Source organism: Paenibacillus sp. MAH-35 (assembly GCF_058135425.1).
This window is the reverse complement of the sequence record NZ_JBYUPU010000058.1, coordinates 1-25,533: the sequence shown is the minus strand read 5'-3', so window position 1 is coordinate 25,533 and position 25,533 is coordinate 1. Positions and strand designations below refer to the sequence as shown.

The window sequence follows — 25,533 nt, the reverse complement described above, 5'->3', positions numbered from 1 at the left end:
CCGAGAACCCAGAACCGAGAACCGAGAACTGTTCATACTCGCACGGCACCGTGCCGCTGAGACTCGTGCGCCTGTGTGCCGGTCATTTTCTCCGGAAACTGACCGGAGGCCGCCCCCAGTAGCGGCTGTATACGCGCGAGAAATGGCTGACATCGGCAAATCCGCTTAGCGCGGCGGCCTCGTACACTTTCATGCCGGATTCGAGCAGCGCCTTCGCGCGTTCCATTCGCCGGTTTTGCACATACTCGGTGAACGGCAGACCGGTTTCCTTTTTGAACAGGCGGCTTAAGTAGACGGGATGGATGCCGGTATGACCGGCGATTTCCTGAAGCGACAGCTTCTTATGCAAGCTTTGCTGCACGTGGGCGAGCACTTCGCGAATGATCGGATGCCGGGCTGTATCGGCCGTCCGTTTCGCTGCTGCAAGCACTTCGTCCGCCAGCCGCTTCAGCAGCTCCAGGCCTTGCTCCGGATATTTCGCGTCCAGTGCGGCAAGCGGGTTGTCCGCGATGCCGAAGCTTTCGCCAAGACTCCATCCCCGGCGTTCGGCATGACGGACGATCAGCAGGCACCCGTCCAGCAGATGGACCCGCCAATTGCCGGGACCGGCAGAAAGCTCGATCCGGCTGCTCCACCATGCGTTCAAAGCATCGTTCACTTCGTCGGGACGGCACGTGTCCAGCGCAATATGGAGCCACTGCTCGGCATCGCCGCGGGTTGCGGCCGCTGCTCCTTCTTCAACCGGAAGCGCAGCGTCACTCGTTTCACCTGCCGGGCCGCTGCTTGTCCGCTTGCGCTCCGGTGCCGCGAACGATAACCCGACGCTCACAGGCTCCCCGCGGGCAGCATCTTCCTCGGCATAGATCCGTACGGTTCCTGTGACCCGGTCGTATTTCCAGCCGGACAGCGTCTTTTTGGCTGCGTAACGAGGGTGCTGCTCCGGGCACTGTTCGCCGTTCAGCTTAAGAAGAGACGGCTTCCTGCCGGTATGGACGACAAGCTCATAGCTGCGCTTAGCCGGCATACCCTCGTATATCCCTTTCCGCGGCCAGATGAGCAGGACGGTACGTTCGTCGTCCGAATCGCATTCGATCCGGGTCGTCGCGGCATACCCGTCCTCGTATTGGAAAGACTCCCCGTCATCCTCATACAGAACGGTCTCGCTTTGCCCGCTGGGGTAAATATGAAGCGTGATTCGTTCCGGAGACGACCGGCCGACATAATCCATATCCGGCCACATCGGCACGATCGCCCCCGCCCGCACGAATAAAGGGCCCCCTGCCTGCTCCGGAGGGCGGTACTCGATCTCGGCCGGCCCTTCGTAACGATCGCCCGTCCAGAAATCCGTCCATGACCCTTCCGGAAGATAGACGCGATCCGTAAAGACGCCCACTAGCAAATAATCGCCGAGCATATACTGCCGGCTCAAATCGCGGCAGGCCGGATCTTCGGGAAACAGAAGCGGCATCGCCCGAGCGATCGGCATGCCGGTAAGCATGGCCGTGTATGCGGCTGAGTACAGATAAGGCAAGAGCCGATAACGCAGCCGGGTGTACGTCCGGAATAAGTTCCGCTGCCGTTCCTCCAGAAAGCAAGGATGCCGGAAATGCCGGTCGGAATTGTTTTGCGCCCAAGGCAATAATAAACCGGCGTGAATTCCCTCGGGAGCGTCGACATGAATATGGATCGCCGTATGCACATGGCCGGACAGCCCGGAATTGAGAGCGGATACGATGGCGGTGGAACGCAAGCCGTATTTCCCGCTTTCGGTGGCTGTATATTGCTGCATTCCCGTGTACCCGACGACCGCGTGAATCATCGGCCGTTTGCCGGTTTGCTCCCGGTACCCGTCATACATTTGCTTGCCGAGCATTAGCGGGTACAGATTGTGCAGCTCGTTGTCCGACATCCCGTTCTGCCACTGCCTCTCCGGCTGACCGAGCGTCTGCTTGCCGCTGACGAACTTAAACGCGTCGACACCGTCGGAGACGAATCGGCGCATGGAATCGAACCATGATTTTTCCGAGGAGACTTCTTCGGTTGCAGGGGACCGGGCCAGTTGTTCCTCGTATCCGGACAAGTCGTAATCGCAATCCATCGACAGACTCAGCTTGAAGCCGTGACGGTGGAGCGTATCGATAAACGTCAGCGTTCCTTGCTGGCCTTGCTGGGAGACGACGAAACGGCGGGGATCCCAGCTTATGGGAGCGGAACTCTCTTCACCCGAAGCCATCCATCCGCCTACGAGCCCGATCAGGTCGCACGGAATCCCCTCCTGGCGGAACTTCAGCGCATCCTCAAGTACTTGGCGTCCCCCGGTCTCCACCGAGCAATAATAATGAAGCCCGTACGCCCATATCGGCAAAAGACGCGGTTTACCGGCAATCCCGGTGTACCGATTCAGCAGCTCCGCATACGTATCGCCGCTGATCAGATACACGTCCAGGCCGCCCTCGGGGCCTTCGATCCGGATCTCGCCACGCGCTTCGTGCGCGATGTCGATAGTATGCCTCCACGTCGTGTTCATCAGCAGCGCCCAGCCCCGGCTGCTCATCATGAAAGGAATCGGCGCATGATAGTTCGTGCCGGACACCCACATGTCCACCTTCTGCCCGCGCCGCTCGATCTGGTCGGGGGCGACGTCCCCCAGTCCGTATATACACTCGTCACCGTCTAAGACGAGCCGCAAGCCAAAGCCGCCGCCCGGATGCGACCAGGGCGGAGACGCCGTCTCCGTGCGGACTCGCTCCCCGCCGCCCCAGCTAAACAAACCGTCAGCGAGCGCGACACGCAGCTCCGCTTCTTCGGTGCGGACGTGCACCGTCTCCCCGTCCATACTGGTCGTATAAGGACAGCGTTCCCCGGGCTGCCGAATCATCCCGTAACGAATCAGTCCCGACTCGGGAAACTGGCCGGAGCCGCTGTATTGAATCCGAAACGTATGGGGCGAGACCGGACTGATGCGTACCCAGCCGCCTTGATGCAATTCAAATAAAAAGCTGTTCGGTTGCTTGCCCAGCGTTCTCACCTCCGTTATCCCTCATCATACCATCGGGGACTCGGAAGCGGACGAAAAAGTTTCGAAAAGTCATGAAATTTGAAAAAGTGTTTATCTGAGTCCATGAAAAAGTCATCCCGCTCCCATATACGGCTTGCCGGAAAATTGTTAACCTGTTGTTGTAAAGAGGTTTAGCACTCTATCGGCTAAAGGGGGACGAAGAGCGACATGTCATTTCGGTTTGCGATTATCGGATGTCGCCACGGGCATATCTCGACTTTTATTAAAGAGATGCTGGATGCCGGTCATACGTGCGTCGGTATATACGATCCGGAAGATTGGAAGCTGGCGAACCGGTACGCCGAGCTGTACGGGATCCCGCTCGCGGGTAACAGGGAGGAACTGCTGGCGTCCTCTGTGCAGATCGTAGGTTCCTCAGCGGTGAATAATGAGAAAATCGAGCTGATCGAAGCATGCGAACGAAGAGGCATCCATATCATGCTCGACAAGCCTGCCGTTACGGACCGGGATGGCTTGCAGAGGCTCGAGGCGGTCGCGGAGCGGGGAGCGATCCAGATCGGACTGATGCTGCCGAAGCGGTTCAGCGGAGCGATGACGGTGCTGAAGCGGGAGATCGTTGCCGGTACTTTGGGCAAAGTGGTTCATATCCATATATCCAGTCCTCATAAGCTGATGCCGTCCGCCCGGGATGCGTGGCATTTCTCCAAGAAGCAGAACGGCGGTGTGCTGATCGACCTGCTTATTCACGATACGGACTTGCTGCGCTGGCTGACCGGGCGAGAGATCGTCTTGACGCAAAGCGTTCTGGCCAAAAATATATTGCCGGAGTATCCGGACTTTTATGACGTTGCCTCCGTGCAGGCGGTGCTGGACGACGGGACGACCGCACAGCTGTATGCGGATTGGCATACGCCGGATTGCAATACGGACGGGCGGTTTAGCCGGATCGTCGTGGCCGGTACCGAAGGATATGCGGAGTGGAGCGTAGGCTACGATGCCGCGGACGGGAAAAACAGGGCGCAGCTGCGGATTACCCGGGGAGATGCGTCGGATCAGCTGGGTACGGTCATGACGCCGGATGCGGTGGCCGCGACTTCCGTATCCGATTTTCTCGATCGCGTGGCCGGCCGTCCCGGCACGTTTACGCACCGCGATATCATAGAGGCCAGCAAAGCCGTCATTGAGGCGGACGAGCGAGCCGTAGTCAGGAACAGATTCGGGTAAGTTTAGTTTGCAATCCAGGCTTCACAGCCAGCCATTCCGGAGAGGAGAACAAGATCATGAACAAAAAACGCGATAAGTCTAATGTGGGCGCCGCGGTAGTCGGACTGGGGAGGGGCCAGACGCACGTAAACGGGCTGCTGCGCGCCAAAGGCGCGGAGCTGCTCGCGGTATGCGACAAAAACAAAGAAGCGGCGGACCGGTTCGCCTCGCAGCACGGGATCGATGCGTATACCGATCTCAGTTCGCTGCTGGAGCGCGAGGATATCGACCTGATTCACGTCTGCACCCCGAGCGGGCTGCATACCGAGATGCTGCTGCAGATCGCCGAAGCGGGCAAGCATGCGATTACCGAGAAGCCGCTCGATATTACGCTCGAACGAATCGACATGGCGGTTGAAGCGTTCGCGAAGCGCAATTTGCAGTTCGGCTGCATATTCCAGATCCGGCTCATGCCCGCGATCCGCCATATGAAGCAGGCCGTCGACAGCGGACGTCTGGGCAAGCTGTTCATGGCGAACGCCCACATTCATTTTTACAGGACGCAGGAATACTACGAGCAAAACGGCGGCTGGAGAGGAACGTGGGCTTGGGACGGAGGAGGCTCGCTGATGAACCAGGCGATTCATACGATCGACCTGATGCAGTGGATGCTGGGGCCGGTCGAGTCGGTCATCGGACATACGCAGGTCAGCACGCACCGGATCGAGACGGAAGATACGGGAGTAGCGCTGCTGAAATTCGCAAACGGTGCCTGCGGAACGATTGCCGGTACGACCTCGGCGTATCCGGGCTTCGGCACGTCGCTGGACATCTACGGCGAAGACGGCGGAATCGGGATGAGAAACAATCAGATTACGAACTGGAAAATCCGCGGCGACCAGATGGCGGCGGAAGAAGCGGCAGTAATCGGAAACGCCGAGCTGAACGTGACAAACGATACGACCGGCGAGCAAATTCAGGATATGATCGACGCCGTCCGCAACAACCGTCCGCCGCTCATTACCGGCAAGGAAGGCCGGGACGCGGTCGAGATCGTGCTCGCGATCTACGAATCTTCCCGCACGGGCAAGGAAGTCCGGCTGCGCTGACCGATCAGCGGAGGAGAAGAACGCGTACACGTAGCAGCAGAGATGCGGGCTTTAAAACGCAATACGGCTCTAAAGCACAATGTGGCTCTAAGACACACTGTGATCCTAAAACAAAATACAGCTCTATAACACCATGCGGCCCTAAACACAATAAGAGTCCCTGGCACCCTTTATTTTCGGCATATTGGCACGATTGAAGCAAATAGGAGCGGTTTGCGCCTCTTATTTCATCCGCTGGGTTCGTTCTGTACCCGTTTCACGGATAATAAGGGCTTCAAACCGCTCTTATTTCTCTGTCCGAGCCGGTTTCAGGCAAAATAAAGGGTGCAAACCGCTCTTATTCAAGCGAATTCTCGTCCAAGAGTGGGTGGCTCGGGCTCCGGACCGGACCCCGACCCCGAAGCCGACCCCGAACCCGATCGCGGTCCCTGGCCCTACAACATCTCGATCTCAACCTGCCCGATGCTGCGGTCCTTCAGCACGATCCGCCCTTCGATAGGCGTGCCGGCCCGGTCGACCAGCTTCAGCTTGCTCGTGCGGCCTTTCTCGATCAAGCTTTTGATCATCGCAGGCGTGAGCGTTTTGCCGAGGCTTTGTTTCCAGATGACGAACTTGCAGCCGGTTTTATAGTTGCTGCAGCCGTAGCCTTTGTTGCCCATAAAGATACGGCCCCCGCAGCCTTCGCGCGGGCAGTCAGCGATATATTCGCGCTCGCCGGTCTGGGCTGCCGCGCCGCCGGACGCGCCTTGCGCGCTTCCGCCTGCGCCGCTGACGTTGCCGCTGCGCGCGGCACCACGCGTCTTCGCTCCCGCCGCAGCCGCAGCCGCAGCGCCGTTTTCACCGCCCGCCGCTTTCGCGCCCCGGGCGGACTTGCCCTTGCCTTTGCTGCCGCCCTTGCTTCCGGCAGGCGGCTCGGGCGCTTCGAAGGCGGCTTTGGCCGCGCGCGGCTGGACGCGTACCTTCTCGACGATCGAACGGGTGAACTTCTTCACGTTCTCCATAAACATGGCGTCCGACGCCTGGCCGCGGGATATTTCGTGAAGCCGCCGCTCCCATTGCCCGGTCATCTCGGGCGAGGTGAGCAGCTCGATGCCCGCGCCGCGGATCAGCTCGACCGCGGACCGCCCTTTCTGCGTGATGGCGATCCGTTTGCCCTGCATTGTTACGTAGCCGACGTTTTTCAGCCGCTCGATGATCGCGGCCCGCGTCGCCGGCGTGCCGAGGCCGCCATCCTTCATCGCGTCGCGCAGCTCCTCATCCTCAAGCTGCTTGCCGGCGCTTTCCATCGCCTTCAGCAGCGTTCCTTCCGTATACGCCTTCGGCGGCTGCGTTTCCTTTTCCTTGGCCGCCGAATCGCGGCAATGCACCGGATCGTCCGCGTTCAGGACGAACGGCGTCTCGACCAGCTCTTCCTCCGGCTCGTTCGAATCGCCGCCTTCCCCGTCTTTTCCTTCGGCGTTTTTCCCGCCTTTGCCGCCCGGCTTTTTGCCGGTATCCTTGGCGCTTGTTTTGTCGTCTTCGTAAATGACTTTCCAGCCGAGACTGAGCAGCTGCTTGATCGTCGTTTTGAACGTTTCCTTTTCGACCTCGGTTAAGATCGAATGCACCTTGTACTCCGCAGGCGGGTAAAAATGCGACAGGAAGCGCCGGATAATAAGATCGTACAGCTTCTGCTCATCGGGGCTCAGCGAACCGGCCCGTTTGGCCGTCGGCAGGATGGCGTGGTGATCCTCGACCTTGGCGGGATTGCAGACCGTCTTGTTGTTTTTGTGCACTAGCCGCTTCTCGGCCCCGCCGGCCAGCTTCTCGTACGGTGTGCCCCGCAGCGCGTCGAGCGCCCGGTGCATCTCGGGAATGTTCTGCTCGTTCACATAGTTGGAGTTGGTCCGCGGGTACGTGATGACTTTATGTTTCTCATACAGAGCTTGGGCGATGTCGAGCGTCTTTTTGGCGGGGAAGCTGAATTTGGCGTTGGCCTCCCGCTGCAGCAAGGTCAAGTCGTACAGCCGGAACGGATATTCTTTCGTATCCTTGACCTCGTAGCTGGCGACAGCGCCGGGCTTGCCCTTCACCTTGGCGGCGAGCGCTTCCGCTTTCTCCCGGTCCGTAAGCCGCTCTCCCTGCCACAAGCCGCGATAGGACGTCTCCTGCTGGTCGAAAAACGCCTCGACCTCGTAAAACTTCGCTGACGTAAACGCCTCGATCTGCTTTTGACGGTCATACAGCAGCGCGAGCACGGGCGTCTGTACGCGTCCGACCGACAGCAGCTCGTTGTGCTTCGTCGTGAAGGCGCGCGAGCCGTTCATCCCAATCAGCCAATCGGCTTCGCTCCTGGCGCGGGCCGCCCGGGTCAGCGGCTCGTACTCGCTGCCGTCCTTCAGCTCCGCAAAGCCGCGGCGGATCGTCTCCGGGGTCAGGTCGGAGATCCACAGCCGCCGTACGGGCTGGCGCAGCTTCAGATGCTGCTGGATGTAAGCGAAGATCAGCTGGCCTTCGCGCCCGGCGTCGCATGCGTTGACGATATCCCCGCAGTCTTTGGCCAGCGTCTGGATGACCTTGAGCTGATCCTTGGTTCTCGGGTTCGGCAGCAGTTTGAACGAATCGGGTACGATCGGCAGATCGTTGAAGTTCCATTTCTTATATTTTTCATCGTAATGGTCAGGTTCCGCGAGTCCGATCAGATGGCCGATCGCCCAAGTAATGACGTAACGCTCCCCTTCGAGATGCGTGCGTTTGTTGGCCGCTTTCGGTTCGATGGCGGCGGCGATATTGCGGCCCATGTCCGGCTTTTCGGCGATAATTAATGTTTTCAATGCATGTCCTCCGGTACGGTAGTAGCTTGTCCCGTCATCTTCGATCAACCTCCATACTATCATAAACCGGGCGGATGCGTCAGGGGGAGATGGGCGCGCACACGTGAAGACAAGCAGCTACAAAAAAATTCGCTGACAGGGATAAGAGGCCACTTCTGCCTGTTGGTTTCCGTGTACAATGAAGGGAGTCACTCGAAAGGCAGAGGAGGACGTCCTAGTGAAGCGGTACGATTACTTGATTGCAGGCGGCGGCATTATTGGACTGACGATTGCGCGGGAATTGAAGCGGCGTTATCCCGAAGCCCGGATCGCCGTGATCGAGAAGGAGCCGGATGTAGCGAAGCATTCCAGCGGGCGGAACAGCGGCGTTTTGCACGCCGGGTTTTATTATACGGCCGACAGCCTGAAGGCGAAATTTACCCGGGACGGCAATGAAGCGATGCAGGCGTATTGCCGGGAGCATGGTCTGAAGCTGAACCGGTGCGGGAAACTGGTTGTAGCGACGGACGAGTCGGAGCTGGCCGGACTGGAGGAGCTGAAACGGCGCGCCGAGCGTAACGGCGTCGAGCTGATCTGGGTCGATGAGGAGGAGACGGCGCGGATTGATCCGAACGTGAAGACCTTTAAGAAAGCTCTCTATTCGCCGAATACGGCGTCGGTCGACCCGGTGGAAGTGTGCATGTGCATAAAAAAGGAAGTCGCTTCGCAAGGCGTCGATTTTTTCTTCGATACGGCTTACGCGGGGCATAAGGGCGATACGATCCTGACGAACCGCGGACCGTTCGGCTGCGGCTATTTCATTAATTCGGCCGGTCTGTATGCGGATCAAGTAGCGCACGACTTCGGCTTCGGCAGGAAATATACGATTATTCCGTTTAAGGGTATCTACTTGAAATACGCCAAAAACAAGTCGGATGTCCGTACAAACATTTACCCGGTGCCGAATCTGAACAATCCGTTTCTCGGCGTCCATTATACGAAGACGGTGGACGGAAGCATCAAGATCGGGCCTACGGCGATCCCCGCCTTCTGGCGGGAAAACTACAAAGGGCTTCACCGGTTCAAGCTGTCCGAGTTTTTTCAAATTTTATTTTATGAAGCTAAGCTGTTCTGGACCAACTCGTTTCATTTCCGGAGGCTGGCGGTGGAGGAAATGAAAAAATATAACAAAGCGAACTTTATCGGGCTCTCGCTAAAAATGATCAAGCAGCTCGACCCTAAAGGGTTCGGCGATTTTCTGCGGCCGGGCATCCGCGCCCAACTGCTCGACAAACAAACACTGGAGCTGGTTCAGGATTTCGTGCTGGAAGGCGACAGCCGGTCGATGCATATTTTGAATGCCGTATCGCCGGCCTTCACCTGTTCGCTGCCTTTTGCCGCCTACGTGGCGGATCAGATTGAAGAGAGACGGGCCGCCGCACCCGCTGCGCCGTCTTCACAAGGAACGCCTGTGCTGCGCTAGCGGTTTCGGTGCAAGTAGAGGGAAGCGGGCCGCCGGTCTCCGGAGACCGGTAAATCTGGCGGCGCTATACGCCGCCCGCCGGGAGGCGGCAGCCGGACAGCCGAGGAACGGGGAGCGTCCGGATAGGCCGAACGAATGCGAGTATGGGATTTCGGAGGGCAGCGACACCGGCGTTACCGCAGCTTGTATATGTAATATTCCGATCCGGCTTCCAGCTTCGGATACCGCTCTTCGAGCGTCTGTCTGAGCAAGCCGTCCGGGTCTCCGTCGATGTAGCCTTTTAACGGCACGAAATAAACGGCTCCCTCCCGTACGAAGTAATTGAGCTCCGCGACCGGGTCGCCCGGGATCGAATTGGTCACCCGCCAGCCGGCTCTGTGGGAAGCGTTCAGCAGAGAAGGATCATCGGTACCGGTGACGATGAGATCGTCCGGTGAAGTCAGGCGCTCTACGACTTCGGCTTGGCGAATAAGCTCATCGTTCTGGATGCCGATGACCGGCGCGACTTGCCGGTAGCTTTCCGCGCTTAAGACGGCTAAGACTGCCGCCGCCCACAAGCCTGCTGCGAGCAGGGAACGGTTGGAACCACCTGTACCGTTGCCGCCCCGTCGCCTCCGGTTCGGCTCACGGCCAAGCTTGGTCCATAGCTCCAGTACCCCCGCTGATAGCAAGGCGATCAGCGGTCCGGCAAAAATCATATAATAAGGGAAGCGGATGACCGCTACAATCGTTGCGAGCTCGGCGGCGATCGCCAGTGTCCAGACGAGCAGGGGGAAGTCTCTTCTACGGACAAGGAGCAGGACCAGGCCGGCCGCAGCGACAACCAGACCTGTCCACGTAAACGCTTTCGGTATCTCGGTGGCAAAAAACTGCCGAGCTTCCGACGACCACGCCGCCGTCGCAAATCGCGGAACGATATGTTTGGAGGCGATGCCCGAGACGAACGTCGATTCGGCTAACGTCCCGAGCCATGCGTAATAGACGTATGGCGGCAGCAGCGAGAGCAGGGCAAAGCCCCATAACTCCAGCCGCTTGAACACACCGCCTCGGTACTTGGCGATCACCATAGCCAGCATCGGGACACCGACGAACACGGTCGGAATTTTCTCGCATATCGCAAGCGATGTGAACAGGGCGGCGGCGAGCAGCAGGCTCCGCTTTTCTTTGGCGATCCATTCCGAGAACCAGTAAAACGCCCCGGTATAAAAAAACAACGCCGCCGATTCGGGCATAATCGCCCGCGAATACAACAGATTCAGAGGCAGCAGGCCGTACAGCAGCAAAGCGAACAGAGCTGCTGCAGCCGAATAACGCCTCGCCGCGATCCGGTATACGAACCAGGCCGAACCGATGAAAAACGCGATCGGCACGATCCGGGCCGCTATATAACTGTAGCCGAACAGCTTGTACAGCAGGGCGATCAGAAACGTCGTAATCTGCAGCTCCAGCTGCGCATAGTTGGGCATTGGCCCCTGGTAGTTCAGTTGGGGATACAGCACGTTAAACTGATGCTCGACGAAATTGCGGGCCATCGCCTCCGTATCGGATTGGCGCCAGGAATCGTAGCCGAACGGGGAGTCGCCGATGTGCGGCAGCCGGATCGCGAACAGGAACAGCAGGGCCAGCACCGGCAAAGTCCGATGTGTGAAGAGTCGCTTCCATAACGAACGAACGTTCATTTGTTCGGCGGTAGGATGAAGTGGATGTTCCGCTGCTTTTGACGTTTCCGAAGGAGCGGGGGGCCGCCGGTCCGGATCAGACCTGGAGTCTGGGTAACGGATGGATGCGGCCTGTCCGGTATGTTCGGTATGACCGGTATGACCGGCCTGTCTGGTGTATCCGGTCTGCCTGGTGTGTCTGGCCTGTCTGGTGTATCCGGCCTGACCGTCGTGTCCGGTTCCATTGGAAGGCAGTTTATGTTCGTTGTTCTCCACTTTGCTCCGGCACCCCCGTGAACTCCGGTCCGGTTTCGGCTGATGGCAACCTGACGGCGCGCACAAGCCGGAAATAACCGGCGACGGTTTGCTTCACGTTCATTTTGCTGCGGCCTTCCTTCAAGAAATATTCCAGCGTAAGCGGCACTTCCCCGGCTTTCACCCCGACGCGGCCGAGCTTGGCGATAATTTCGGCGGTGCAGGCAAAACCGCTTAACGTAATCAGACGACCGTGATACTCCCGGATCGCCTTTCGAATGATCCCGGCTGTGTAAGCGCGGAAACCGCTCGAATAATCGTTCACTCCGTCGATCGGGAAGAGCAGCCTGAAAAAGAGCCGGGCTCCCCGGCTGTACAGCTTGCGAAGCAGCGGCAATCCGAGCTCCCGTCCTCCCGGGACGAATCTGGAGGCGATGACGAGATCAAGCTGCTCGTTTTTCAGCTTTCGGACCATCGCCATGATGAGATTCGGGTCGTGCGTATTATCCGCATCCAGCGTCACGAGAATGTCGCGGTCTTCATAGTGTCGCACCATATGCCCGAACATCGTGTTCATCGCTTCGCCCAGACCGCGGTTGGCTTCGTGAACGAGCAGGCAAGCTCTCGGAAACTTGCCGGTGAAGTCGGACAGAAGCGTCCTCGTCTGGTCTGTGCTCCCGTCATCGACGAAGACGAGATGCAGCGAATCGCCGAGCTTTATATACAGCCGTTCCAATTTGACAAACAGCTTGGGCAGTGCTGAAGCTTCATTATAAACCGGCATGCCGACAACGATTTTACAGCTCATGTGCAGGGCTCCCGAGGTCGTTGATATGCCACAAACAAGCCGTTTCCTTAAGGCTGTAAACGTTTCATGGCATTCATAACCAGAGTTCCCCAATCCGGAAGGAACTAAACTTATCACCATCTTGCGTGGAAGTTCAACTCAACATGAGAGGCGCGCCAAACTACAGATCGAGCGTCAACTGCTCATGCGTGTTGCGATCTGCGCCTGGACGACGTACGTTTCCGTCGGCATCGATATTCAGCAGCTGCAGCCGGGTCAAGCGGACCGACAGCGCCGAGATCGATACGCGAAAACATTCGGCGAGCCCGTATAAATGGGAGAGGTGGATCTTCCCCATTTTGCGCAATTGACCGACGGTACGTTCCATCATCGGGCGCGGCATGAGCAAACATTCGGCGAACAGGTCGGCCTGGACTTCCTCGGGCGGTTTTCTGGAGGTGCTCCGGCAATAGTAGGGGCGGACCGGCTCAAGCCTTGCTGTCGCCGTTTCGTGTAACGCACCGTCTGCGTTCAAGCTGCCGGACCGGCCGGTCGGTCCGGTGTCGCGGAGGCGGAGCCGGTAGGGTGTGCCTGAGGAGTGAAGCACCCAATGACCCAGCTCGTGGGCCAAGGTAAAGTGATAGGTGCCGATCTTGCTGTCGAACAGCTCGCGGTGCGTTTCGTTCAGCACGATTCGTCTCTCCGTCGGCAGGATGGCGGCCATTACGATTCCGTCCGGGTCGAAATGATCGATCGGTTCCCAGCAAATGTGCAGGTCGAAATGAAATTCGACGATTTCTTCAATCGGCACATTTTGGACCCGCTTCTGGTGCGGATCGAAGCCGTAGTCGGTCAGGATGCGCTCGGTCAGCAGCTCCATCCGTTCCTGCGTAATATATTTCGCCGTCGTCACGAAGGCTCGTCCTCCCCCGGCTCGCTTATAATATCCTGAATTTTTTTCCATTGAGCGGGAGAGAGGTCGGAAGCTTTTCTAAGGAAGACGGGCACCTCTTTATTTTCTACGATGAGTTTTTGAAAGCTGGTAGGCACTTTTTTGGCGGTCAAAATAAGCTCTTCCGGTTCTGCGCCGAGCACTTCGGCGATGCGGATAATTTTATCCTCGGCCGGAGGGTCCATCGTGCCGCTTTCGATTTTGCTTATATACGTAAAGTCGATCCCTACCCAATCGGCGAGCTGCCGCTGGGTCACTTTTTTGTTCTTGCGCAATTGGCGGAGTAAAATGCCGAATTCGCTCATAGTCGCTGCCACCTTTCGTTGCTTTTAATTGTACGGCCGTTGAGGAATATGTCAACAAAAAACAATCCGCCTCCTGCCCGGAGACGGGTTTTGAAGTGAGCGGGGGGATCGGGCCATTCGGGAGGGAGGGCCCGGTTTGTAATGGCGCTTTTGCACTGCTATAGTGGGGGGGAGAAAACGCCGCAAGGAGGAGCCGCATTGTTTCAAGCAGACGGACAAGTCCGGATTACGATTGTGGAGACCAGCGATTTGCACGGAAGCTTGCTGCCCGTAAGGTATGCCAATAACAGCCCTGCGGAATCGGGGCTTGCGAAGATCGCTACTCTGCTCCGGCAGCAGCGGGAAATAGCGAAGCGGGAAGGCGGATTCGTCCTCGCAGTCGATAACGGGGATCTGATTCAGGGAACGCCGCTCGCCTATTACCATGCGCGAATCGATAATCGTCCCGCCGATCCGATGGTGCTGGCGCTGAGCGAGCTGAAGTTCGACGCTGCGGTGATCGGCAACCACGAATTCAACTACGGTCTGGACGTGCTGAACAAAGCGATAGGGGAGTCCGCGTTTGCTTGGCTGTCGGCCAATATCGTCAGAGAAGGGACGGAGGAGCCGGCATTCGGCAGGCCTTATGTGATCCGGGAGTTCGGCGGGGCGACAGTCGCGGTTCTCGGGCTGACGACGCCGTATATTCCGAACTGGGAAAATCCGAGCCATATTCAGGGACTCGATTTTATCGACGCGGTCGAAACGGCGAAACGGTGGGTCCCCTACTTGCGCGATGAACGGAAGGCGGATGTCGTCGTTATCTCGTATCACGGCGGATTCGAATCGGATCCGGTTACGGGAGTAGCGTCGGAGAGGCAGACGGGGGAAAATCAAGGCTACCGGCTGTGCATGGAGGTGCCGGGCATCGATGTACTGCTAACCGGACACCAGCACCGGGAATTGGCTGGCCTATCGATTAACGGGGTGACGATCGTGCAGCCGGGCTATCTGGGCCAGCAAGCCGGAATCGTCAAGCTGAAACTGGGGAAGTCCGGCGGCCGTTGGCGGGTAGCGGACAAAAGCTCGGAGCTGCTGAGCGTAAGCGGGATTGTGCCAGACCCGGATATCGTAGCATTGGCCGGACCTTACGAAGCGGCTGCCCAAGTCTGGCTCGATACGCCGATCGGCACGATCGAGGGAGATATGACGGTTCGCGACCCGCTGTTGATCCGGACGAAGGACAATGCGCTGATCGAGTTTATTAATAAGGTGCAGATGGAGACGTCCGGAGCGGCTATATCGAATACCGCGCTGTTCACCGACGATTCGCCGGGGTTCCCGGCTCATGTGACGATGCGTCATATCGTATCGAACTACATTTACCCGAATACGCTGAAGGTGATCCGCATTACCGGACGGGATATAGCGGCGGCCTTGGAGCGGAATGCAACCTATTTTACGGTCGGGGACGACGGGGCAATCCAGATCAATCCGAAGTTTGCCGTGCCCAAGCCGCAGCATTACAACTATGACATGTGGGAAGGGATCGAATATACGCTGGACGTATCGCGACCGGAAGGAAGCCGCGTCGTCAGACTGACCCATCGCGGACAGCCGGTCGACCCGGACGGCGAGTACGACGTGGTGATGAACAATTACCGCGCCGGGGGCGGCGGCGACTATACGATGTATGCCGGCAAGCCGGTCGTCAAAGATATTCCGATAGACATGTCCGAGCTGATCGCGAGCTACATCCTCGAGCGCAAGACGGTGAAAGCCACGGTGGACGGAAACTGGGAAGTGGTGACGGGCTTCCGGGGGTGACACCAGCCTGGTCGCCGTGCAGGCGATGGTGGGATGCGCCGCTCGGCCGGCCGGCTGCCGCTTGTAGTCACCATGCCGCAGGCAGACGCTGGGGCGGAAATGCGACTGGGCGGAAGTGCAGGCGTGCGGGAGCTCGGAAGTGTTGAAGTGCGGAAGTGCGGAAGTGCGGAAGTGCGGCAGTACGGAGGTGCTGTGCGGCAGTGGGAGCACGCGACGAAGCGAACGCCCCGATGAGTTAACTATTCTGCGCCGTACGATGCCCCTAACTCGTACTGCTTGGCGTTACTCGAAGGTGGGTCAACCAATAAGAGTCTTTGCTGAGGCTGTCGATTCATTATGGACAACCAAGTGGAAGGGAAAAGATGACCTTCTGGCGAGTTTTGTCTGGAATCCCCTACCTTACAATCCTTATTCAATCAAGGGATTCCGGACAACCTGTTTGAGTAGAAGAAGGTAACTTTTCACTTGGAACGGCCTGCGAACACTTCTACACAATGAATCGACAGCCTCTTTGCTACCTCTTAATTTGGCAAAATCTCGGGGGGGAGTAGAAATAAGAGCGGTTTGGGCCCCCTAATTCCGCCTTGATGACGACTTAGGCCATGTTACGTGGAAATAGAAGGTGCAAACCGCTCTTAATTTGATTTTTTCGCCGATACCCGCTGCAATAAGAGCTCAATCATCACTTATTCATACTGCCCGTCCGGAGGTTGGAGACGCCGTGTGTGCTTGCACTTTACAGTGGTAGTCGCGCGTTGAGCGGAAAATACTCCTACAACCGGAAAATGACCGTTTTCCGCTTTAAGTCTTCCGATTCGCTGCGAAGAACGTCGGAGGAAGCGGCAATTTCCTCCATCACCGCAGTTTGTTCCTGGGTCGCCTCGGCTACCCGGGTGGCGCCAGCGGATATGGTCTCCGCAATGTCCGCAATCCCCTTTGCCTCCTCGAACGTTCGCTGGATCTGCTCCGCTTGACCGCTCATATAGCTGACGATGCTTTGCAAAGCTTGCGCCGTTTCTTGAGCGGAGGACGTTATTTCCGACAAAGCCCGGCCGGCCGACTCGCCCTTGGACGTCTCCGTACGGATCAGCCGCACCTGGTTGTCCGTTTCGCGGACGACGACGTCGGTTTGAGCTTGCATTTGCCCAACCAGCGTATGGATCTGCTCGCCGGCCTCCGAGCTGGTAGCGGCCAGCTTGCGGATCTGCTCCGCGACGACGGAGAAGCCGAGTCCGTGTTCCCCGGCATGAGCCGCTTCAATGGAAGCATTCAGCGCAAGCAGCTGCGTCTGTCCGGCGATTTCGCCGACGAGGGTGGAAATTTGCCCGATCTCCTTGGCATGCTGATCCAGCTTGCGGACGATGCTGAGCGTTCTTTCGCTAGTCTCGGATACGTCCTCCAAGCCTGCGACGAGCGAACGGAACGTATCCCCGCTGTCGGTAATCGTGCGGACCATCGTGTCCGACAGCTCGATCGCATGCTCCGCCTGACGGTTCACCTCTCCGGCCGTTTCGGTTACCCGCTCCACCGAATGAAACATCGACTGTGCGGAACCGGCCTGACTGGAAGCTCCCTCCGCTACTTTATCGATCGTAAGGGCGATCGTCTCAATCTGCTGAGTCGCCTGACCGATCGCAGAGCTGAGCGAGTTCGCGCTCCGGTCCGCGATCGCGACGTTATCCGTCAAATCGGAAATGATCTGCCTCAAGTTCCCGAGCATCGTGCCGAAGGAGCGATGCAGGCGCATAATCTCGTCGTTGGACCTATATTCCGGGATCGATACGTTCAAATTCCCCGTCGCCGCTTCATCCACGACAGCTGACAGACGAAGAAGAGGTTTTATTAACACTTGCGCGGCCAGCCAGCCGAGGAAGCTCGTCCACAAAATGCCCAAAACCAGAATGCCGCTGACGTAAAGCCAGTCAGCCATATTCGGCGCGATCAGAGGCTTTAGCACAAAGATGAAAAAGGCGCTTGTGCCGTATGTAATAATGGAAACTGCGGATATGCCGAGCACTAATTTCCGGACAAGACCGAACCTCATGACAGTTCCTCCCTCAAAATTGCGCGGATTTGGCGCATTATAGTTTTATTATACTAGAGCCGGGCGGGATGGAGTGTGATAAAAGTCACGAATTTCCGCCATTCGGGTGAAAATAGGATGATTTTCGACAGTATTCCGCAATAGTTGATCGGCGTTATGCGGCTAATTGTGGTAGAATTCCCTTTGTGATAAACGTGCGTGGGAAGACGAAATGAAACGGACCTAACCCTGGGCCGGACATATGAAGGTACAGGGATGAAATAACCGACAAGGAAGTCCGGCAGGGGGGCAGGCTGATGAAGAGACGGAACATGGAGGTGCGGCGTTTGCAAAGCGGGAGTACGGGGCCGATTATTATTCCTTTGGGCGATGCTTGTGCGCTTGTACGGTTTGGGGAGCGGATCGAGACCGAGACAATTCTAAATGTGCGCGGTTTGGCGGGCCGGCTGGAAACGGAGCCGTTTCCGGGCTTTCTTGAAGCGGTACCGGCTTATGCGGCTCTGGCGATTTATTACGATCCATGGATCGTATACCGGAATTGGAGCGAGCAGGGGGAACAAGGGAACATTAATTCGCCGTTTGAAGCGGTATGCGATGCCGTGCATAGTTTGTTGGAAAGAGGCGGAATTGCCGATACGGCCGAGACGGAAACGGTAGTTATCCCGGTATGTTACGGCGGCGATTACGGGCTTGATCTGGAGGCGCTCGCGTCTTTCCGCCAGTTAGGTGCAGAGGAGGTTGCGGCAGTTCATGCGGGTGCCGACTATGTCGTCGCCATGATCGGGTTTACGCCGGGATTTCCATATTTGGCGGGACTCCCCGAAGAGCTGGCGACGCCACGCAGGGATACGCCCCGTCCGCTAGTCGAGGCAGGAAGCGTCGGGATTGCCGGGACGCAGACCGGCCTGTATCCGCAGGCCACGCCGGGAGGCTGGAACCTGATCGGGCGGACGCCGCTGGCGCTGTTTCGCCCTCACGATAAGCTGCGGCCGTCTTTGCTGCGGCCGGGGGACCGGGTCCGCTTCGAAGCGATAACGCCGGAGCGGTTCGAGGAGCTGGCGGCGTCCGAGAATAGGCAAGGACAAGAGCAAGGACAAGAGCGACCCCCTGCCGGCGGTTCGGCGGTTGTTATAAAATCCGGATTGCTCGCCACCGTGCAAGACGGCGGCCGTTTCGGCCATCAGCGCATCGGCGTCTCCGTCTCGGGCCCGATGGACGGCTTCGCGCACCGAGCGGCGAACGCGCTCGTCGGCAACGCTCCGGATGCGGCCGCGCTCGAGCTGACGCTCGCCGGCTTCGCGCTCCGGCTGGACGCCGACTCGCTTGTCGCCGTCACCGGCGGCGGCGCGCTGCCGACCGTCGACGGCCGCCCGCTGCCCGCGTGGCGCCCCGTCTTCGTCCGCCGCGGCTCCGTGCTCGCCTTCGCGCGCGTTGCGGATGGCTGCCGCGCCTACCTCGCGGTCGCAGGCGGCTTCGCCGTGCCTGCGATGCTCGGCAGCCGCAGCACGCACGTCCCCGCACGCCTCGGCGGCCTGGAAGGACGTCCCCTGCAAGCCGGGGACGTCCTTCCGCTCGGCGCGCCGGGTGCGGCTGCCGCCGGATTGCTTGCGGCGCTGCGCCGGCAGGCCGGGAACGCGGCTTGGGCGCCCGCCCCATGGGGCGTCAGCCCCTACGCGCTTCCGGCATATAACGACCATCCGGTCGTGCGGATAACGCCGGGGCCCGAGTACGAACGATTTACGCCGGACAGCGCTGCGCGGTTTGGCGATACGGCGTTCGTACTGTCGCCCCGCTCCGACCGGATGGGCTGCCGGCTGGAAGGGCCGCAGCTTCGCATGGGCCTTTCCGACGGAAGGAGCATGCTTTCCGAACCGGTGGCGGCCGGAACGGTGCAAGTGCCGCCGGACGGTTATCCGATCGTCCTCATGGCGGACCGCCAGACGACAGGCGGATATCCGAGAATCGCCCAGGTAGCGGAGGCGGATATGCCGGTGTTGGCCCAATTGCGGCCGGGCGAGACGGTCCGCTTCGAATGGATCAGTACGGACGAATCCCAACAGCTGCTGCTGATGCAGAGGCTGGAGGAAAACCTGATTCGCGCGGGTATCGCCCTTCGGATGCGGGAAGAAGCGTAAACAAGACCGGGGCTATCTGGACATTGACCGCGCTGTTCGCCTGTAAATTCCGCAAAGAGATACAAATTTCCGGATTTGCGGAAAAAGGTGTGCGGCGTTTCCGTGCGAATGAGGCTTATAGCCGATCCTGCTATCGACGTAAAGGTTGGCACAACTAACGACCATAAGTTGCACCTCCATCCGAACCATAGCCCCGAATCCGCCGTTTTTCCTTATACGGCAAGGGGAGCGGATCTGTCCCAAGAATGTTCGTAGAGTAAGGGAACGTCCCGATTTTCAAACTTAAGGACCTCAAATTTCACTGTGAAGTGGAAGCGGAGGTCTTTTTTCTCAAGGAAAACCGGTTCTAAATGGGGCGCAAAAAATCTCCAAAAGACTTTGGAGACAGACCACTTCGTGAAATAGGATCGCCCCTCATCCGCTAACGCACCTGGACAATCCACCGTTTTCCCGCTAACCATCTTTACAGCCGGCTCACCTCTGACGGTCCAAGCCGCCTGGGTAGCTTGCCGCCTCCGCTCTCCCGTCTCCCGCTCGCTCCGATCCCCTGCAACCCGCCCCCACGTGAGCTTGCCGCCTCCGAGCTCCGGCCCCCCACTCGCTCCTCACTTCCTCCTGCAATCTGCCTCCGCGTAAGCTTGCCGACCTGCGCTCTTGCCCCCCGCTCGCTCCCAGCTCCCGCTGTTCTCGCTCCTCCCTTGCAATCGCAACGCCACTGCCACGCCTCACAATTGGCACGATACTTGCAGCACCTCTTTTATGAAACTAAAGTGCGGCATCAGCCGCAAAGGAGGCGCAAACGATGCTGAACAACCGGGTTGCATTGATTACAGGCGCAGCGAGCGGAATCGGGCTGCAGATAGGGAAAGCTATGGCGGAGGCTGGAGCCGATGTGGTGCTAACGGATATCGACGCAGACAAGGTGGAGGCGGCGGCGGAACAGTTGAGGCTGTCAGGGTTGTCGTGCGCCGGCATCCGATGCGACGTGACGATCGAATCGGATCTGATGCAGGCGATCGATGAAGCCGTCAAGCAATTTGGAAGGCTGGATATTCTGGTGAACAATGCCGGTATGCAGCATGTCGCTTTACTGGAGCAATTTCCGACCGACGTGTTCGAGCGGATGGTCAAGCTGATGCTGACCGCTCCTTTTATGGCGATGAAGCAAGTGCTGCCTGTCATGAAGAGTCAGCGATATGGACGCATTTTGAATATGGCATCGATCAACGGTGTCGTCGGCTTTGCCGGCAAAGCCGCCTACAATAGCGCGAAGCACGGCCTGATCGGGCTCACGAAAGTAGCAGCGCTGGAAACCGCGGCGGACGGCATTACGGTGAATGCTCTCTGCCCCGGATACGTGGACACTCCCCTCGTCCGCAATCAATTGGAGGATTTGGCGCGCAGTCGCGGTATCGGACAGGACCGGGTGCTGGAGGAAGTCATCTATCCGCTGGTCCCGCAGCGCAGACTGCTGTCAACCGACGAAATCGCTGACTATGCCGTGTTTTTGGCCGGAGATAGAGCGGGGGCGATAACGGGGCAAGCGCTGTTAATCGACGGAGGGTATACCGCTCAATAATCGGCTGAGCTTGCTATGTGTCTTTGAATCGGATTCCATATATTGAACTCATGCTCTTACAAACAACTGGTGTGTTATTTTCGTTTCGCATATCATGACCAAAAAAGAAGTTGACCCTTGCTTTTCGTTTTCGTAAAATCAATATAATGATTGTTGTTTAATATATTGAACCGAGGTAAGGGGAGAGCGTCTTGAAATTACGCAGCAGCGAATGGTTCGAAAACGATAACGCCGAATTGACGTTCCAACACCGCTCCGCCATGCGGGCGATGGGTCACAACCCGGAGTCGTTCGTCGGCAAGCCGATCATCGGGATCTTTAATGCATGGAACGACTTCAACAGCTGCAATTATCCGCACAAGGAATTGGTGGAGCATGTCAAACGGGGCGTGCTGCTCGCGGGCGGATATCCGATCGAGATGCATACGATTTCTACGCCGGCGGATTTCATGAAGCCTTCCGATCTGATGTACCGCAACCTGCTCTCGATGGATATAGAAGAAAGCATCCGTTCCCAGCCGATCGACGGCGTCGTGCTGCTGTGCGAATGCGACAAGACGGTTCCCGGACAGCTGATGGGCGCAGCCAGCTGTGATTTGCCGACTTTGCAGCTCGCGGCCGGTCATCGTTCTTCCGGCAGCTTTCGCGGGAAAACGGTTAATTATGGAACGGATCTGTGGAAATACTCGGACGATTACAAGGCCGGGCTGCTGTCGCATGACGATTGGAAAGAACTCGAGCAGTCGATTTCGTGCAGCCTTGGCGGATGTCCGGTCATGGGCACCGCTTCGACGATGAAAAGCATGTCCGAGATGCTCGGTATGATGCTGCCCGGAACGTCAAGCATTCCGGCGACGCACGCTTCCCGGAAAATGGCTGCGGAATCGACGGGCAAGCGTATCGTGCAGATGGTTAAAGATCATCTGACACCTTCGAAGCTGATGACCGAATCGGCTTTTCATAATGCAATTAAATTGCTTGCCGCCATCGGCGGCTCGACGAATGCAGCGATCCACCTCACGGCGATAGCCGGACGTTTTGGCATTCGGATTCCGATCGAGCGTTATGAGGAACTGACGCAAGGGATTCCGCTAATGGTTAACTTGCAGCCGAGCGGAACGCATAGTATGGACGATTTCTTCCAGGCAGGCGGGCTGCAGCGTGTGATCCGTAATTTGCTGCCCGTGCTGGATAACGACTGTCTGAGCTGTACGGGAGACACGATCGGCCAAACGTATGGCCGCGAGCTGCCAAAGTTCCAAGGGGAAGAAGAAGTAATCGCTACGCTAGAAGCGCCGTTCAAGGAACAGTCGGGACTTGCCGTGCTTAAAGGCAACCTCGCTCCGCAAGGCGCGGTGATCAAAAAATCCGCCGTTTCTCCCGAGCTGTTCAAACACCGGGGGCAGGCGGTCGTCTTTAACGATTATGCCGACATGCTCGAGCGCATCGACCGCGATGATCTCGATGTAACGCCGGACAGTGTGCTTATTCTGCGCAACTGCGGACCGATTGCGATGGGAATGCCGGAGTGGGGGCAAGTGCCGATTCCGCAAAAGCTGCTGAAGCAGGGCGTCCGCGACATGGTGCGGATCAGCGATGCCCGAATGAGCGGAACGAGCTATGGCGCCGTTATTTTGCACGTCGCTCCGGAAGCTGCTATCGGCGGACCTCTCGCTATTGTGCAAGACGGCGACTGGATCACGACCGATCTTGAACACTCGACCCTCCAGCTCGAACTGTCCGATGAAGAGATCGCAAGCCGGATGGCGGCCTGGGCGAAGCCGGAGCCGCAGCACAAGCGGGGATACCCGCGTCTGTTCGCCGAACATGCGCTGCAGGCGCCGGAAGGCTGCGACCTCGATATTTTGCGTCCGAACAGCAAGGAGGAGGCCGTCTTCGTTCCTCCGGTAGTAGGCAGAGGGTAAGACGGCTTATATTCGACGAGAAGAGGAGCGCTGCACCATGTCCGCACAATTGGATCAAGTCAACATCGACCGGGTGATCCGGGATACGCTGGAGCTCGTACGCATTCCGAGCAAGACGGGAAATTCGAAGGACGTAGCGGACCGGCTGGAGCAGATGTTAACGGAAGTCGGCTGCTCGGTCGAACGGTACGAGTTTTACCCGAACAACCCTACGCTGGTCGCCGTGTACGGGGAAGATAACGGCGGCAAAACGATCTTGTTTAACGGCCATATGGACGTGATCCCTCTGGATCACGCCGAGCCCGAGGTACGCGACGGCCGCATTTACGGCAGAGGCACCAACGATATGAAAGGCTCGCTCGCCTGCTTTCTGGAGACGATCCGGGTGCTTCAAGAGTCGGGAACGGTACTGCCGGGACGGCTGATGCTCGTATCCAACAGCCTGCACGAAAGTCCCGGAGGGCGCGGGGAAGACCTGATCGCCCTGACGGAGCGGGTGCCGCTGAGAGCCGACGCGGTTGTCGTTATGGAAGGGGCTACCACGGAATGTACCGTAGCTCAGCTTGGGTCCGCGACGTTCGAGATTACGATCGAGCGCGACGGGGAGCCGAGCCACCAGCTTCATACGGCGCCGGGGACGCCGCATCCGATCTCGGTCGCGGCCGAGGTGGTGGCGCTGCTGGACCGTTGGAACGTGGAGCTGGAGAACGACTATATCGAAGATATCGGGTACGCTTCGTATTTCGTCGGCTCGATTCATAGCGGACAGTTTTACAACCAGATGCCGAACAAAGCCGAAATCGTCGGCGTGAGAAGGTACAATCCGGTCCAGAAGTACGAAGACGTGGAAAGCATCATGCGCGGAGGTCTGAATGAGCTGGCGGCGCGTTACGGGGTGCGGATCAAGCTGGATCTGAAAAAAGTCCGCGACGGTTACCGGCTCGACAAGGACAGCGAGGCCGTCGCCGCGCTGCGCCGCGCCGTCATGGCCGTACGAAACGTCGAGTTCCCTTCGGTCGGCAAAAAGCTCGTCACCGATGCCGGGATACTGGCGAACGCGCTCGGCGTCCCCGCCCTGTGTCACGGACCGGACCAGCTTACCGCGCATGGCGACGTGGAATATGTGGAGATCCGCGAGCTGGAGCTGACCGTGCAGGTGTACGCCCGGTTTGTCCGGGAGTTTATGGGCGTTCTGGCTTAAATATCGGCTATAAGTACACAGGCTTCGGCAACGACGGCCGCCGGGACGAAAGGTTCCGGCGGTTTTTCTACATTTATCAGAAGTATATCGTGGGAGTGGCTCTACATCTCGGTAAGCGCCAGCGTCAAAAGACATCGGTAGGCGTTTATCCTTGAAAGAAGATCAACACAGCGCTTATATACTCCGAAGCACCTCCTAAAGTGACACTTCTCACCAAATAGCTGCATCTATGTCCGTTAAGAAATCCAATTGATCGAAATTCACCACAAAACGGCCGCTGTATCCGTTAGAGTTTTGTTCATGATTTCGCATGATGACGCAGCTGCAAGCGACGTTTCGAAAAAACATGTATTCCGTAAAGATTACTTCCTGCAAGGAGAGTATAGCTATAAATAATCTTTCCTGTTGCCGGGGTTGATGAAATAAGCCGTATCCCATATAATTGTAGTGTTACCAAAAGGGGATACATTCACTTAACCGCCGCCAAGCGGGTTCGGAGTGATGACGACCCTCGAAGTATCGACCAAAATCATCCTAGGTGAAAGGAGGCGTTCGGCAATGCAAAAGTTTGTCAACGAAAAACAAGAGGTGTACCGCTTTTAACCGAATACGACCTATCTTAACCTTCACCTGATGCGCATGTTATACATACGACGACACAGGCACGATGCGGGTTATCGTGTTTTTTTGTTCCCTTTTTCGGGACGAATCCGCCGCTCGCGGCTGATCGGACGGCAACGTACGATCCCATTCTAAATAGGAGGTGAGAAGATGAAAGCGCTCGTTAACGTTGGGTCGGTTCTGGAACCACACATTCAAGAGGAGGTTTTCATCAATGAGTTACAAAAACGGAAAGGATTTTCTTCCGCCTAGCTTATTGAAGGAATTACAAAAATACATTCAAGGCGAGCTTGTTTATATACCGAAAATCGGGCAAACCCGTGCAGGCTGGGGCGAAAATAACGGAACACGGACACTGATCGAGAAGCGCAACCGCGAGATTTACCAGCTGTACAAAAACGGCAGCAGCGTAGTCGAGCTGATTCAGCGGTTCCATCTGTCCGAGGACAGCATCCGCAAAATTATCGTCAAAACCCGGGATTTGCTGCAAAATGTAGCCAAGTAAAAGCAGGACGCTAGCCGTCTTGCTTTTCTTTTTGTGCGCTTGGCAGCGCTTCGACTAAGGAGTGAAAGTCTCCTCTACACCGCGTGGCGGCGGAAGTAGTAGCTGACGCATAGTGCTCAGTCCGTGAGGATGGGTGCGGAGGTAGCGAAGGCAA

Annotated in this window: 17 protein-coding genes; 10 read left to right on the top strand and 7 right to left on the bottom strand. The window is 57.7% G+C overall.

Features of this window, described 5'->3' with window-relative positions:
* Window positions 1-82: 82 nt before the first annotated feature.
* Complete coding sequence (locus tag AC3Y2E_RS32030; RefSeq protein ID WP_379217337.1) at window positions 83-3,028, bottom strand: TIM-barrel domain-containing protein; 2,946 nt, start codon at window positions 3,026-3,028, stop codon at window positions 83-85.
* Between the two features lie 198 nt (window positions 3,029-3,226).
* Here AC3Y2E_RS32030 and AC3Y2E_RS32025 point away from each other — a divergent pair, with 198 nt between their 5' ends.
* Window positions 3,227-4,243, top strand: a complete 1,017-nt coding sequence (locus tag AC3Y2E_RS32025; protein ID WP_379217336.1) for a Gfo/Idh/MocA family protein — start codon at window positions 3,227-3,229, stop codon at window positions 4,241-4,243.
* Between the two features lie 56 nt (window positions 4,244-4,299).
* The gene (locus AC3Y2E_RS32020) at window positions 4,300-5,331 is read left to right on the top strand and encodes a Gfo/Idh/MocA family protein (RefSeq protein WP_379217335.1); all 1,032 of its coding nucleotides are present in this window, start codon (window positions 4,300-4,302) and stop codon (window positions 5,329-5,331) included.
* A 434-nt stretch (window positions 5,332-5,765) separates the two neighbouring features.
* On the opposite strand, the gene AC3Y2E_RS32015 is transcribed toward AC3Y2E_RS32020, so the two are convergent.
* A complete protein-coding gene (locus AC3Y2E_RS32015; protein WP_379217334.1) occupies window positions 5,766-8,144 on the bottom strand; it encodes a type IA DNA topoisomerase in 2,379 nt (792 codons plus the stop codon).
* A gap of 217 nt (window positions 8,145-8,361) precedes the next feature.
* On the opposite strand from AC3Y2E_RS32015, the gene lhgO reads away from it, so the two are divergent.
* Window positions 8,362-9,606 carry an L-2-hydroxyglutarate oxidase gene (gene lhgO / locus AC3Y2E_RS32010; protein WP_379217333.1) on the top strand — a complete coding sequence of 415 codons (1,245 nt, stop codon included), beginning with the start codon at window positions 8,362-8,364 and terminating at the stop codon, window positions 9,604-9,606.
* Window positions 9,607-9,779: 173 nt separating this feature from the next.
* Here the strand turns inward: lhgO and AC3Y2E_RS32005 are convergent, their stop codons facing one another.
* The 4 genes from AC3Y2E_RS32005 to AC3Y2E_RS31990 form a co-directional block, all read right to left on the bottom strand.
* Window positions 9,780-11,540 carry an ArnT family glycosyltransferase gene (locus AC3Y2E_RS32005; RefSeq protein ID WP_379217332.1) on the bottom strand — a complete coding sequence of 587 codons (1,761 nt, stop codon included), beginning with the start codon at window positions 11,538-11,540 and terminating at the stop codon, window positions 9,780-9,782.
* Complete coding sequence (locus AC3Y2E_RS32000) at window positions 11,521-12,327, bottom strand: glycosyltransferase family 2 protein (RefSeq protein WP_379217331.1); 807 nt, start codon at window positions 12,325-12,327, stop codon at window positions 11,521-11,523. Before AC3Y2E_RS32000 ends, AC3Y2E_RS32005 begins: the two co-directional genes overlap by 20 nt.
* Before the next feature lie 160 nt (window positions 12,328-12,487).
* The gene (locus AC3Y2E_RS31995) at window positions 12,488-13,219 is read right to left on the bottom strand and encodes an ImmA/IrrE family metallo-endopeptidase (protein ID WP_379217330.1); all 732 of its coding nucleotides are present in this window, start codon (window positions 13,217-13,219) and stop codon (window positions 12,488-12,490) included.
* On the bottom strand, window positions 13,216-13,563 hold the full coding sequence (locus AC3Y2E_RS31990) for a helix-turn-helix domain-containing protein (protein WP_379217329.1): 348 nt from the start codon (window positions 13,561-13,563) through the stop codon (window positions 13,216-13,218). The genes AC3Y2E_RS31995 and AC3Y2E_RS31990 overlap by 4 nt, the downstream gene beginning before the upstream one ends.
* Window positions 13,564-13,704: 141 nt before the next feature.
* On the opposite strand from AC3Y2E_RS31990, the gene AC3Y2E_RS31985 reads away from it, so the two are divergent.
* Both AC3Y2E_RS31985 and AC3Y2E_RS31980 read left to right on the top strand, forming a co-directional pair.
* Complete coding sequence (locus tag AC3Y2E_RS31985) at window positions 13,705-15,369, top strand: bifunctional metallophosphatase/5'-nucleotidase (protein ID WP_379217328.1); 1,665 nt, start codon at window positions 13,705-13,707, stop codon at window positions 15,367-15,369.
* Window positions 15,370-15,402: 33 nt separating this feature from the next.
* Window positions 15,403-15,603, top strand: a complete 201-nt coding sequence (locus AC3Y2E_RS31980) for a hypothetical protein (protein ID WP_379217327.1) — start codon at window positions 15,403-15,405, stop codon at window positions 15,601-15,603.
* A 538-nt stretch (window positions 15,604-16,141) separates the two neighbouring features.
* Here AC3Y2E_RS31980 and AC3Y2E_RS31975 read toward each other — a convergent pair.
* Entirely contained in the window at window positions 16,142-17,413 is a 1,272-nt protein-coding gene (locus AC3Y2E_RS31975) for a methyl-accepting chemotaxis protein (protein ID WP_379217326.1), read from the bottom strand.
* Window positions 17,414-17,709: 296 nt separating this feature from the next.
* Here AC3Y2E_RS31975 and pxpB point away from each other — a divergent pair, with 296 nt between their 5' ends.
* The 5 genes from pxpB (at window position 17,710) to AC3Y2E_RS31950 (ending at window position 25,379) form a co-directional block, all read left to right on the top strand.
* On the top strand, window positions 17,710-19,548 hold the full coding sequence (gene pxpB / locus AC3Y2E_RS31970; protein WP_379217325.1) for a 5-oxoprolinase subunit PxpB: 1,839 nt from the start codon (window positions 17,710-17,712) through the stop codon (window positions 19,546-19,548).
* An 802-nt stretch (window positions 19,549-20,350) separates the two neighbouring features.
* Window positions 20,351-21,127: a 3-hydroxybutyrate dehydrogenase gene (locus AC3Y2E_RS31965; RefSeq protein ID WP_379217324.1), complete on the top strand. Its 777-nt coding sequence runs from the start codon at window positions 20,351-20,353 to the stop codon at window positions 21,125-21,127.
* Window positions 21,128-21,318: 191 nt separating this feature from the next.
* Window positions 21,319-23,052, top strand: coding sequence for a dihydroxy-acid dehydratase (locus tag AC3Y2E_RS31960; RefSeq protein WP_379217323.1), 1,734 nt, complete (start codon window positions 21,319-21,321; stop codon window positions 23,050-23,052).
* A gap of 37 nt (window positions 23,053-23,089) precedes the next feature.
* Window positions 23,090-24,253: a M20 family metallopeptidase gene (locus tag AC3Y2E_RS31955; RefSeq protein ID WP_379217322.1), complete on the top strand. Its 1,164-nt coding sequence runs from the start codon at window positions 23,090-23,092 to the stop codon at window positions 24,251-24,253.
* 835 nt (window positions 24,254-25,088) lie between these two features.
* Complete coding sequence (locus AC3Y2E_RS31950; protein ID WP_379217321.1) at window positions 25,089-25,379, top strand: CD3324 family protein; 291 nt, start codon at window positions 25,089-25,091, stop codon at window positions 25,377-25,379.
* Window positions 25,380-25,533: the final 154 nt, after the last annotated feature.

Coding starts and splice junctions, on each gene's coding strand:
- AC3Y2E_RS32025 (WP_379217336.1), top strand. CDS start 3,227: ATGTCATTTCGGTTTGCGATTATCGGATGTCGCCACGGGCATATCTCG.
- AC3Y2E_RS32020 (WP_379217335.1), top strand. CDS start 4,300: ATGAACAAAAAACGCGATAAGTCTAATGTGGGCGCCGCGGTAGTCGGA.
- AC3Y2E_RS32000 (WP_379217331.1), bottom strand. CDS start 12,327: ATGAGCTGTAAAATCGTTGTCGGCATGCCGGTTTATAATGAAGCTTCA.
- AC3Y2E_RS31990 (WP_379217329.1), bottom strand. CDS start 13,563: ATGAGCGAATTCGGCATTTTACTCCGCCAATTGCGCAAGAACAAAAAA.
- AC3Y2E_RS31985 (WP_379217328.1), top strand. CDS start 13,705: ATGGCGCTTTTGCACTGCTATAGTGGGGGGGAGAAAACGCCGCAAGGA.
- AC3Y2E_RS31980 (WP_379217327.1), top strand. CDS start 15,403: ATGCGCCGCTCGGCCGGCCGGCTGCCGCTTGTAGTCACCATGCCGCAG.
- AC3Y2E_RS31975 (WP_379217326.1), bottom strand. CDS start 17,413: ATGAGGTTCGGTCTTGTCCGGAAATTAGTGCTCGGCATATCCGCAGTT.
- pxpB (WP_379217325.1), top strand. CDS start 17,710: ATGAAGAGACGGAACATGGAGGTGCGGCGTTTGCAAAGCGGGAGTACG.
- AC3Y2E_RS31965 (WP_379217324.1), top strand. CDS start 20,351: ATGCTGAACAACCGGGTTGCATTGATTACAGGCGCAGCGAGCGGAATC.
- AC3Y2E_RS31955 (WP_379217322.1), top strand. CDS start 23,090: ATGTCCGCACAATTGGATCAAGTCAACATCGACCGGGTGATCCGGGAT.
- AC3Y2E_RS31950 (WP_379217321.1), top strand. CDS start 25,089: ATGAGTTACAAAAACGGAAAGGATTTTCTTCCGCCTAGCTTATTGAAG.